Origin of the sequence: Jiella pacifica, assembly GCF_010500815.1 — a bacterium.
GTDB classification, from domain to species: domain Bacteria; phylum Pseudomonadota; class Alphaproteobacteria; order Rhizobiales; family Rhizobiaceae; genus Jiella; species Jiella pacifica.
The window spans coordinates 94,531-105,677 of the sequence record NZ_JAAAMG010000003.1 but is presented as its reverse complement, the minus strand read 5'-3'; the positions used below and the strand labels follow the sequence as shown (position 1 = coordinate 105,677).

Sequence of the window (11,147 nt, the reverse complement as noted above, 5' to 3'; positions counted from 1 at the left end):
GGCGTTCTTGGTTCTATCGCGTGAGCTTGAAGACGGCGTAGGGCCGATCCTGCGGATTCAGCCACCAATGCTGGATCTTGCCGGTCCAGTTCAGGATGTTGCCGCTCACCATGTCGGTCGCCTGGATCGTCCCGTCGTCGGGCAGGCCGAACTCCCAGAGCGGCACTTCGAAATGGCCGCCCTGATCGTGGTGCGGATCGAGGTTCACCATGAAGAGGAGATAGGAGGAGAGGTCCTTCGTCCGCTTGCCGAAATAGAGGACCTGCTCGTTCCAGAAATTGAAGAAGGCGAGCGATCGGAAATCCTTCATCGCCGCTTCGTCGTTGCGCAGCTTGTTGAAGAAGGCGATGTCCTCGCGAATGTTCCCTTCGGCGTGCCAGTCGAAGGCGCGGACCTCGTATTTCTCCGAATTGAGATATTCCTCCTTGCCCGGCACGGGCAGGAACTCGCAGAGCTCGAAGCCGGAATAGACGCCGTAATTGCCGGCGAGACCGGCTGCCAGCGCCAGCCGCGTGCGAAAGCCCGGGCGGCCGGAGGTCTGAAGATAGAGCGGGTTGATGTCCGGCGTGTTGACGAAGAAATTCGGCCGCATGTATTCGGCGCATTCCTCGGTCGTCAGCTCGGTCAGATATTCCGTCAGCTCACCCTTGGCGTTCCGCCAGGTGAAGTAGGAATAGGACTGGTTGTAGCCGACCTTGCCGAGCCGCTTCATCACCTTCGGCCGGGTGAAGGCCTCGGCGAGGAAGATGGCGCCGGGATCGACCTTGCGCACTTCCGCGATCATCCACTCCCAGAAGGGAAACGGCTTGGTGTGCGGATTGTCGACCCGGAAGATTCGGACCCCTTTGTCCAGCCAGAACAGGACGATGTCGCGCAATTCGTACCAGATCGAGGGCAGCGCGCCGCGATAGAAATGGACGTTGACGATGTCCTCGTATTTCTTCGGCGGATTCTCGGCGAACTTGATCGTCCCGTCCGGCCGCCAGTCGAACCATTCGGGATGCTGCTTGATCCAGGGATGGTCGGGCGAGCACTGGATGGCGAAGTCGATGGCGATCTCGAGCCCGTGCTTCTTCGATTCCTCGATCAGCCGGGCGAAATCCTGAAACGAGCCGAGCTCGGGATGGATCGCGTCGTGGCCGCCCTCCTTCGAGCCGATCGCATAGGGGCTGCCGGGATCGGTCTCGCTCGGCGTCAGCGTGTTGTTCTTGCCCTTGCGATTGGTCTTTCCGATCGGATGGATCGGCGGGAAATAGAGGACGTCGAAGCCCATCTCCTGGATGTCCGGCAGACGCGCGATGACGTCGTCAAAGGTGCCATGGCGGTTCGCGTCGCCAGATTGGGAGCGCGGAAAGATCTCGTACCACGCGGAAAAGGCTGCCCGTTCCCGATCGACCCACACCGGAATGGCGCCGGGATAGCGCGACAGATTGGTGCGCACCCCGGCCGCTTCGAGAAGAGCGATCGCCTCGTCCGACTGCATCAGCGCGTACTGCCCGTCGGCGTCGCGCTTTTCGGCGAGCTTGTCGAGCCTTTCGCCCAGCTTGGCGAGGCCGCGCTGATCCGCCTTGGAGCCGCGGCCCGATCCCGCCGCCGCCTTGACGAGTTCGCGGGCCTCGATCAGCTCCAGATCGGTCAGCTTGCCGGCGTCGCGCTTCTTCTTCGCCTCGTCGCGCCACGTCGCGTAGAGATCGCGCCAGGCGATGATCGAGTAGCGATAGGGCCCCGGCCGATCGAAGGTGACCGTGGCCGCCCAGCGATCGTTCTCGACGAACTCGAACTTCACCTCGGACCATTTCGACGGATCGACCTCGGCGGGGCCAAAGATCAACGCCGCGTCGATCTCGTCGTGACCGTCGCAGAAGATGTCGGCTTCGACCGTCAGCGGCTCGCCGACGAAACGCTTGACCGCAAAGCGGCCGCCGTCGACCTCGGGCTCGACACCTTCAATGGCAACGCGGTTCTCCGCGAGGGCCATGAGCAGCGCTTCGCTTTCGGGATTCCGAGCCTTCGCGGGTTTTTTCGGCTTCTTGGGCTGCAGATCGGCATCGGCCATGCACGAACCTTCTTCAGAGGTTTCGGGTCAGGTGAAGACCGCCATTCGAAACGCAAGCGGTCGCTGAGCACAGGGTTAAGGGATAGGCGGGCTGGATCGCATGTCCAGTCGCAACGCCCCAGCGCCGGGGAAGTTCAGGCCGAGGTGCGGAAAAAAGGATTGCCGAGCAGCCCTTGATATTGCTTCGCGATCCCTGGCGAAGGGCGTCGGACGGAAGCGAGGTCGGAGCCGCAGATTTTTACCGCACGGGCGAAGCGTGACGACCTTATTGGGCGCTTTCGCCGGCTTGCGGGCCTTTCGGCGGCGGCGCCTGGTCGAGCTTCGGCGCCAGTTGCCGCGGCCCGCCTTGATAGCGGTCGTAGATCCGTCTTCCAGCCGCATAGGTCGCGACGGTCGTCCGCTCGTCCCCGAGGATCATCAGGGCGAAGAGTTCCTCGGCCCGGGTCTCCACCCGCTCCATCCGCCGTCTGAGCGGCGCCGTCGCCCGGCTGTCGAGCACGACGAAATCGGCTTCGAGGCCCGGCGCCAGACGGCCCACCTTGCCATTGATGCCCATGGCTTCGGCATTGCCGGCGGTCAGCATGTGAAACGCCTCGAAAGCCGGCCATTTCTGGCCCTGCAGCGCCAGCACCTTGTAGCCTTCGGCCGCCGTCGTCAGCATGGAATAGGACGTGCCGCCGCCGATGTCGGTGGCGATGCCGGTCTTCAGGCCGAGCGCGCGAGACGCGGCGAGGTCGTAGAGCCCCGAGCCGAGAAACAGGTTCGACGTCGGGCAAAAAACTGCCGAGGCACCCTTCTCTGCGAGCACCTGCCGCTCTCGTTCGGAGAGATGGATGCAGTGGCCGAACAGCGCCCGAGGCCGCACGAGGCCGTAGCGCTCGTAGACGTCGGTATAGTCCTTCGACCAGGGGAACGCCTCGGCGACATAGGCGATCTCGGCGGCGTTCTCCGACAGATGCGTCTGGATCGGCAGGTCCGGATGCTCGGCGGCGAGCGCGGCCGTCGCCTCCAGTTGTGCCTCGCTGGAGGTCGGAGCGAAGCGCGGGGTGATCGCGACTTCCAGCCGCCCGCGCCCGTGCCAGGCGGCGATCAGCTCCTTCGACTGCTCGTAGCCGAGTTCGGCGGTGTCGAGCAGGCCCTCCGGCGCGTTGCGGTCCATCATCACCTTGCCGGCGATCATCCGCAGGCCCCGCCGCTCCGCCTCGGCGAAGAACGCCTCGGCGCTCACCGGATGGGTGGTGCAATAGACCGCCGCCGTGGTCGTACCGTTGGCCGCCAGCGTATCGAGGAGGAAGCGCGACGCCTCCCCCGCGACGGCGCTGTCTCCGTAGCGCAGCTCTTCGGGAAAGGTGTATTTCGCCAGCCACTCCATCAGCTCGGCACCGTAGGAGGCGATCACCTGCGTCTGCGGCAGGTGGAGATGCGGGTCGATGAAGCCCGGCAAGACGAGATGCGGCCGATGGTCGACGAGCGGCGTGCCGGGATCGAGCCGCCGGACGATGGCGGGCCCTTCACCGACCTCGACGATCACCCCGTCCCTGACGACGACGATACCATCCTCGATGAAGCGAACGGCCTCCGCCTCCCCCGCGACTGCCGGATCGGCGTCGAAGGAGAGGAGCCGTCCGCGAATCGCGATCGTGCCGGTTCTTGCTGTCATCGGCGCGAAGATAGCGCCGTCCGCCGCATTCTCACAGCCCCCTGCCGAGGCCCGGCGCCGCGCCATCGGCGAGCCAGCGGGCGAGGGTTTCGCGTTCGGCAGGTTCGAGGCCGGTGACGTTGCCGGGCGGCATGGCATGGCTGCGCACCGCTTGGCGCTCGATTAGCGCCGCGTAGTGGACGAGGTCATCCGAGGTCTCGAGCGGGATGTTCTTCGGCGGGTGGATCATGCCCGGCCAGAGCGGCTCCCTGGCATGGCACATGGAACAGCGCGACAGGACGATCGCCTCCGCCGCCTCGAAATGCGCCGAGTTGGCGAGGGCAACTTGCGGATCGCCGCGCCAATCGCGCTGCGTGGTCTCGGCGTCCGCCGTTCGCCAGCCCGGCGCGCCGGAAAGCGTGATGACGACGATGAAGCAGATGCCGGCGAGCGGCCAGCACCACCAGAGTTTTTCGCCCGTCGCATGCATCGTATTGAAGAAATGCCGGACGATGGCGCCGATCAGAAGCACCAGCCCGGCGATCGCCCAGTTCCACTCGGTCGCAAACGTCAGCGGATAATGGTTGGAGAGCATCAGGAAGATGACCGGCAGGGTCAGGTAGTTGTTGTGCAGCGAGCGCTGCTTGGCCGCCTTGCCGAGCGCCGGATCCGGGCTCTTCCCCGCCTTGAGGTCGGCGACGACGATCTTCTGGTTCGGAATGATCAGAAGGAAGACGTTGGCCGTCATGATCGTCGCGATCAAAGCGCCGGTGTGGAGCATCGCCCCGCGGCCGGAGAACACCTGGGCGAACAGATAGCTGGAGACGACGACATAGACGAAGAGGATGGCGAGCAGGGCCGTGTCGTTGTTCTTCAGGGGCGACTTGCAAAGTGCGTCGTAGACAACCCAGCCGAGCGCCAGACCGGCGATCCCGATGAGGCTGGCACCCCAGACCGGCAGGTCGGCGATCTCAGGATCGATCAGATAAAGATCGGCCTGGACGTAATAGAGGAGGAACAGCAGCGCTGCGCCGGAGAGCCAGGTGGAATAGCTCTCCCATTTGAACCAAGTCAGTTCGTCCGGCATCTCGGGCGGAGCGACGGTGTATTTCTGCATGTTGTAGAAACCACCGCCATGCACCTGCCAGGCTTCGCCCGAAACGCCCTCGGGCAGCTCCCGCCGGCGCCGGAGGCCAAGGTCGAGGGCGATGAAATAAAAGGACGAGCCGATCCAGGCCATGGCGGTGATCACATGGATCCACCGCACCGCGAACTGCAGCCATTCGGAGAGGTATGTCCACATGCGGGGTCGGATTCCTTGGGTGGGGACGGCGTTCGGGCAGGCACTGGGTGTTTATTTCAAGCAGGAAGCGCCGCGCCTCGGGAACCCCCCTCTGTCCTGCCGGACATCTCCCCCTCAAGGGGGGAGATCGGCAGCTTTGCCAGTCGCACCTTTATCCCAACGGCTGCTGCAGGTCCCGGCATTGAAGGTTGGTTGAAGCGCGTCCGCAGGTTCGATCTCCCCCCTTGAGGGGGAGATGCCCGGCAGGGCAGAGGGGGGTGCCTCTGCACGAACGCTGCAGAAGACCGGGGTGCACTGCCCCCTAGCCATTCGAGACTAAGCCAATCTGTCGACCGGCTTAGTCTCTCGGGAAAAGACCGACGCCTTAAGTCCCGCTTCTCAGCTCTGCACGCCCTCGACGTACCAGTCCATCTTCAACAGGTCGCCCTCGGGGACAACCTCGCCCTCGGGCACCTTGACCTCGCCGGACTGGTCCTTGATCGGGCCGGTGAAGACCTCGTAGGTGCCGGCCTTGGTCTCGTCGACGATCTTCTGGGCGGCTTCCTTCACGTCCTCGGGCATCTTGGCGTTGAATGGCGCCATCTCGACCTCGCCCTCCTTCATGCCGAGCCAAACGTTTTCCGCCTCCCAGGTGCCGTCGAGCAGCGCCTGGACGCGGCCGGTGTAATAGGGGCACCACTGGTCGACGATCGCCGTCATGTGGGCGTTCGGCGCGAAGCTCTCCATGTTCCAGGCCTGGCCGAAGGCGATGGCGCCGGCCTCTTCCGCGGCCTGCAGCGGCGCCGGGGAATCGGTGTGTTGGGTGATGACGTCGGCGCCCTGGGAGAGCAGCGCCCGGGTGGCGTCGGCTTCCTTGGCCGGATCGTACCAGGAGTTCACCCAGACGACCTGTGTCTTGAAGTCCGGATTGACCTTCTGGGCGGCCAGCTGAAAGGCGTTGATGCCCATCACGACTTCCGGAATCGGGAAGGAGGCGACATAGCCGGCCTTGCCTGACTTCGACATCTTGGCAGCGATGGTGCCGAGGACGGCGCGGCCCTGGTAGAACTTGGAATTATACAGGCCCATGTTCTCGTTGCCGCCGGTGGTGTAGCCGGTGGCGTGCTCGAACTTCACGTCCGGAAACTGCTTGGCCACCTTGATCGTCGGGTTCATGAAGCCGAAGGAGGTGGTGAAGACGATGTCGTTGCCGTCCTGGGCGAGCTGGCGGATGACGCGCTCGGCGTCCGGCCCCTCGGCGACGTTCTCGACATAGCTGGTCTCGACCTTGTCGCCGAGGTTCTTTTCCAGGCACTGACGCGCCTGGTCGTGGGCATAGGTCCAGCCATAGTCGCCGACCGGCCCGACATAGACGAAGGCCGCCTTGACCGTCTCCTTGCCGTCCTGGGCGAAGGCCGGCGCGACGGACGTCGCGGCGAAGCCGATGGCGGCGCCGGCGGCGAGAAGCTTGCGTCTCGAAAGTTCGAACATCGAATGTCTCCTGGTATGGTCTGGATCAGGCCGTCGCCCGGAAGGATTTTCCGAGACAGGCCGGGGCGTTGGCGCCGCCGCGCTTGGCGGCGGAGATGATCGCGAGGACGGCGATCGTCGCGACGTAGGGAAGCGCCGCGAGAACCTCGGGCGCGAACATGTTGAAGCCGGCGGCCTTGGCCTGCAGTTCCATGGTCATGACGAGGCCGAAGAGATAGGCGCCCGCGAGCATCCGCCCCGGCTTCCACGAGGCGAAGACGACAAGCGCGATGGCGATCCAGCCGCGCCCCGCCGTCAGTCGCTCGGCCCACATCGGGGTGAGGACGAGCGAGTAATAGCTGCCGGCGAGCCCGGCCATCGCCCCGCCGAAGAGGACGGCGAGATAGCGAACCTTGAGCACCGGATAGCCGATCGCATGGGCGGCGGTGTCGGATTCCCCGACCGCCCTGAGGATCAGCCCGGCCCGGGCCCGGTTGAGGAACCACCACACGGCGAAGGTGAGGAAAAGGCCGAAATAGACCAGCGGCGAGTGGCCGAAGACGAGGCGCAGGAGCGGCGAGGCCGTCAGCGCCTCGGGAAAGATCGGGCCAAGGGTCGGCGTGGTGATGCCGACGAAGGGCGCGCCGATCAGGGCCGAGACGCCGGTGCCGAAGATGGTGAGGGCGAGCCCCGTCGCCACCTGGTTGGCCATCAGCGTGAGGACCAGGACGGCGAAGATCGCCGCAGCCAGCGCCGCCGCGCCCATCGCCGCGAGCGCGCCGAGGACTGGCAGGCCGGTGGAGGTGGCGACGGCAAAGCCGGTGACGGCGCCGATCAGCATCATGCCCTCGACGCCGAGATTGAGGACGCCGGATTTTTCGACGACAAGTTCACCGAGCCCGGCGATGAGCAGCGGCGTTGCCGCGCCGGCCACCGTCATCAGGATGGCCACGAGAAGGTCGAGACTCATGCCGCCACCGCCTTTCCCTTGCCGCCAGCCGCCGTTTCGGCCTCGCTCTTGCTGGCCGGTGCGCCGAGAGGCGCCGCACGGCCGGAGACGAGGCGATACCGCACGAGGATGTCGGTCGCCAGCAGGAAGAACAGCATCATCGCCTGGAACACGCCGGTCGCCGCCGACGGCAGGCCGATCGTCGTCTGGGCGCTTTCGCCGCCGACATAGGTCAGCGCCAGGACGAGGGCCGCGAGGAGAATGCCGAGCGGGTTCAGCCGGCCGAGAAAGGCGACGATGATCGCCGTGTAGCCGTAGCCGGTGGGAAATTGCGGCACCATCTGGCCGAACGGGCCGGCGGCTTCCAGAATGCCGGCAAAGCCCGCGAGGCCGCCGCCGACGAGCATGGCGATCCACACCGTCGAGGCCGCGCCGAAGCCGCCGAAGGCCGCCGCCTTGGGGGCAAGGCCGACCACCTTCATCTGAAAGCCGGTGACCGTGCGCGCCATCAGCAGGAAAGCGGTCAGGGCGACGGCCGCCGCAAGCGGCACGCCGAGATGGATCAGCGTGCCGGGCACCACCATGGGCAGCGTCTGGTCGGACGAGAACATCGCGGTCTGGGGGAAGTTGAACCCCATCGGATCCTTCCACGGTCCGCGCATCAGGTAATAGAGGATCTGGATCGCGACGTAGTTGAGCATCAGGCTCGACAGGATCTCGTTGACCCCGAGCGCCGTCTTCAGCGCGGCCGGGATCGTCGCCCAGGCCATGCCGCCGAGAATTCCGGCGGCGAGCATCAGCGGCAGGATCCAGGAGCCGGTCATGTCGAGGGTCGCCAGCGCGACACCCGTCCCGGCGAGGCCGCCGAGAATGTACTGCCCCTCGGCGCCGATGTTCCAGACATTGGCCCTAAAGCCAATGGCGAGGCCGATCGCGATGATCGCCAGGGGCGCGGCCTTCACCAGGAGATCCTGCCAGCGATAGGGGTTGAACAGCGGCTTGACGAAGATCTCGAAGATCGCGCCCAGTCCGTCATGGCCGAGCAGGGTGAAGAGCACGGCGCCGACCAGCAGCGTCAGGGCCACGGCGATCACCGGCGCGGCCAGCATCATCACGCGGCTTTCCTGCCGCCGGGGCTCCAGCCGAAAAAGGCTCACAGGGCAGGCTCCGGCTGCTTCACACGGCCGGTGGCCGGGGCGCGTGCCTCCTCCGGCTCCGCGCCCTCGCCGGAACCATGGATGCCGCCCATCAAAAGCCCGACCCGCTCGATCGATATTCCCTTGACGTCCATCGGCTCCGACAGGCGCCCCTCGTTGATCACCGCCAGCCTGTCGCAGAGCTCCAGAAGCTCGTCGAGATCCTGGCTGACGACGACGACGGCCGCGCCTTTGGCGGCGAGATCGATCATCGCCTGGCGGATGAAGGAGGCGGCGCCCGCATCGACGCCCCAGGTCGGCTGGGAGACGACGAGGACGGCCGGGTTCTGCATGATCTCCCGGCCCATGACGAATTTCTGCAGGTTGCCGCCGGACAGGCTGCCCGCTGCGGCTCCCGGCCCGGTCGCCTTCACAGAGAAGGCGTCGATGACTTTCGCGGCATAGTCCCGCGCCGCCTTCGCCCGGATGACGCCGCCGGAGGCGAGCCCCATACGGCTGCGGGCGGACAGGATGGCGTTGTCGGCAAGCGACATGGCCGGCACGGCGGCATGGCCGTTGCGCTCCTCCGGCGAAGAGGCGAGCCCTGCCCGCCGCCGCGCTCCGACCGAAAGACGGGAGAGTTCCGCTCCGTCGAGGCGGATCGAACCCGAGACGCCTCGCTGGTTTTCGCCCGATACCACGGCCAGAAGCTCGTTCTGTCCATTGCCGGCGACACCGGCGATGCCGAAGATCTCGCCCGAGCGGACGGCGAAGGAGACCTCCTTCAGGCTGGTGCCGAAGGGCGGCTCGCCCGGCGCGGACAGCGAGGCGACGACGAAGCGGTCGTCGCCATAGGTGCAGTTCGACTTGTCGGAGAGATCCTTCAAACTGCCGCCGATCATCATCTCGGCCATGGACCGTGCCGACTCTTCCCCCGGATCGCAGGTCGCGACCACCTTGCCGCCGCGCATGATGGTGGCGGACTGGCAGAGGGCTTTGATCTCGTGCAGCTTGTGGGAGATGTAGAGGATCGAGCAGCCTTCCGAGGCAAGGCGCCGCAGCGTCGTAAACAGCTGCTCCACCTCCTGGGGCGTCAGCACCGAGGTCGGTTCGTCCATGATCAGCAGCTTCGGCTGCTGCAGCAGCGCCCGGACGATCTCGATGCGCTGGCGCTCGCCGACGGACAGGGTGTGGACGTGGCGGTAGGGATCGAGCGACAGGCCGTAGGTGTCCAGCACCTCGCGCACTCGCATTTCCAGTTCACGGCGCGGCGGCGGCTCGTCCATGCCGAGCGCGATGTTCTCCAGCACCGTCATCGCCTCGAACAGCGAGAAGTGCTGGAACACCATGCCGATGCCGAGCGCCCGGGCTTCCCGCGGCGAGGCGATCTGCACACGCTCGCCGTCGAAGACGATCTCGCCCTCGTCGGCCTGCTGCACCCCGTAGATGATCTTGACGAGGGTCGACTTGCCGGCGCCGTTCTCGCCGAGCAGCGCGTGGATCGCGCCAGCCGGGACTCCAAAGGAGACATGATCGTTCGCGACGACGCCGGGAAAGCGCTTGGAAATGCCCTTCAGCTCCAAACGTGGCGCCCTCGCCTTTACCACCATGGATTCCTGCCTCGCCTCAGCCTTCCGACCCGCCGGACTATGGCATCCGAGGACGCCCCCTGCCAAGCTTCACGGCAGGGATTATTCCTGATGTTTTAACAGGCATGTGGCGACCTCCGCGGCCGTCAGTGCCGCAATGACTTCCGGGCGCTTGTCGCGCAGCTCCGATCCGCCGATCGGCAGAGTCAATCGCGCGGCCTCGGCCTCGCGTCCTTCCTCGGCCAGGTGGCGGCGGAAGCGCTCGCGCTTGGTCGCCGAGCCGATCATGCCGACATAGGCGGCGTCGCTTCTAGCCAGCGCCGCGGCGGCGACGAGGAAATCCAGCGCGTGGTCGTGGGTCATCACGACATAAGCGGCGCCGGCCGGTGCCTCCTCGACGACGGCTTCGGGCATGGCGGCGGCAACACAGCGCACGGCTTCGGGCAATCCGGCGAGAGTCTCAGGCCGCGAATCGATCAAGCTGACGGCGAGCGGCAGCGGCGCGAGCGCGGCGGCCAGCGCCCGCCCGGTGTGGCCGGCACCGAAGATCATCACGGCAGGCAGCGTTTCGCGCTCGCGCTCAGCCTCTCTCGCAAGCTTTTCGAGCAGGACCGCATCGACGCGCCGAAACGACAGGTGAACCCTGCCGCCGCAGCACTGGCCGATCTCCGGCCCGAGGGGCACGTCGCTGGCCCCGACCGCCTCACCCGCCTCAATCATCCGGCGCGCCTTGTCGATCGCATCGAATTCCAGTCGTCCGCCGCCGATCGTGCCGGAGACGGCGTTTGCCTTGACGAGCATGCTCGCCCCGGCCTCGCGCGGGGTGGAGCCGAGGGCGGTCTCGACGGTGACGAGGATGGCGGGTTCGGCGTGCTTGGATGCGGCGCGGGCGGTGTCGTGGAGGGTGGTCACGCAGCTGGCCCCGAGTCGACGCCGAACCTGACGCGGCGGCCTTCTCGCCTGTCGGGCATCCGTGCCCCGCGGTACCCCCCTCTGTCCTGCCGGACATCTCCCGCACAAGGGGGG

Annotated in this window: 8 protein-coding genes; all 8 read right to left on the bottom strand. The window is 66.2% G+C overall.

From position 1 onward, the window contains the following. Positions 1-13 precede the first annotated feature (13 nt). Positions 14-2,056 (bottom strand): alpha-1,4-glucan--maltose-1-phosphate maltosyltransferase, encoded by a 2,043-nt coding sequence (locus GTK09_RS05290; protein ID WP_203560897.1) that lies wholly within the window; start codon positions 2,054-2,056, stop codon positions 14-16. 265 nt (positions 2,057-2,321) lie between these two features. Next, a complete protein-coding gene (gene guaD / locus GTK09_RS05285; RefSeq protein WP_163461656.1) occupies positions 2,322-3,716 on the bottom strand; it encodes a guanine deaminase in 1,395 nt (464 codons plus the stop codon). Positions 3,717-3,747: 31 nt separating this feature from the next. After that, entirely contained in the window at positions 3,748-4,998 is a 1,251-nt protein-coding gene (locus GTK09_RS05280; protein ID WP_163461654.1) for a urate hydroxylase PuuD, read from the bottom strand. 378 nt (positions 4,999-5,376) lie between these two features. Next, positions 5,377-6,468, bottom strand: a complete 1,092-nt coding sequence (locus GTK09_RS05275; protein ID WP_163461652.1) for a BMP family ABC transporter substrate-binding protein — start codon at positions 6,466-6,468, stop codon at positions 5,377-5,379. Positions 6,469-6,493: 25 nt separating this feature from the next. Then, a complete protein-coding gene (locus tag GTK09_RS05270; RefSeq protein ID WP_163461650.1) occupies positions 6,494-7,417 on the bottom strand; it encodes an ABC transporter permease in 924 nt (307 codons plus the stop codon). Further along, positions 7,414-8,508 carry an ABC transporter permease gene (locus tag GTK09_RS05265; RefSeq protein ID WP_163461958.1) on the bottom strand — a complete coding sequence of 365 codons (1,095 nt, stop codon included), beginning with the start codon at positions 8,506-8,508 and terminating at the stop codon, positions 7,414-7,416. The genes GTK09_RS05270 and GTK09_RS05265 overlap by 4 nt, the downstream gene beginning before the upstream one ends. Positions 8,509-8,549: 41 nt before the next feature. Next, positions 8,550-10,142, bottom strand: a complete 1,593-nt coding sequence (locus GTK09_RS05260; protein ID WP_163461648.1) for an ABC transporter ATP-binding protein — start codon at positions 10,140-10,142, stop codon at positions 8,550-8,552. 81 nt (positions 10,143-10,223) lie between these two features. After that, the gene (gene xdhC / locus GTK09_RS05255) at positions 10,224-11,033 is read right to left on the bottom strand and encodes a xanthine dehydrogenase accessory protein XdhC (RefSeq protein WP_163461646.1); all 810 of its coding nucleotides are present in this window, start codon (positions 11,031-11,033) and stop codon (positions 10,224-10,226) included. Between the last annotated feature and the right edge of the window lie 114 nt (positions 11,034-11,147).

Excerpts from the sequence above, each read along its gene's own strand:
- GTK09_RS05275 (WP_163461652.1), bottom strand. The coding sequence starts at position 6,468 with ATGTTCGAACTTTCGAGACGCAAGCTTCTCGCCGCCGGCGCCGCCATC.
- GTK09_RS05260 (WP_163461648.1), bottom strand. The coding sequence starts at position 10,142 with ATGGTGGTAAAGGCGAGGGCGCCACGTTTGGAGCTGAAGGGCATTTCC.
- GTK09_RS05280 (WP_163461654.1), bottom strand. The coding sequence starts at position 4,998 with ATGTGGACATACCTCTCCGAATGGCTGCAGTTCGCGGTGCGGTGGATC.
- GTK09_RS05290 (WP_203560897.1), bottom strand. The coding sequence starts at position 2,056 with ATGGCCGATGCCGATCTGCAGCCCAAGAAGCCGAAAAAACCCGCGAAG.
- GTK09_RS05270 (WP_163461650.1), bottom strand. The coding sequence starts at position 7,417 with ATGAGTCTCGACCTTCTCGTGGCCATCCTGATGACGGTGGCCGGCGCG.
- guaD (WP_163461656.1), bottom strand. The coding sequence starts at position 3,716 with ATGACAGCAAGAACCGGCACGATCGCGATTCGCGGACGGCTCCTCTCC.
- GTK09_RS05265 (WP_163461958.1), bottom strand. The coding sequence starts at position 8,508 with ATGATGCTGGCCGCGCCGGTGATCGCCGTGGCCCTGACGCTGCTGGTC.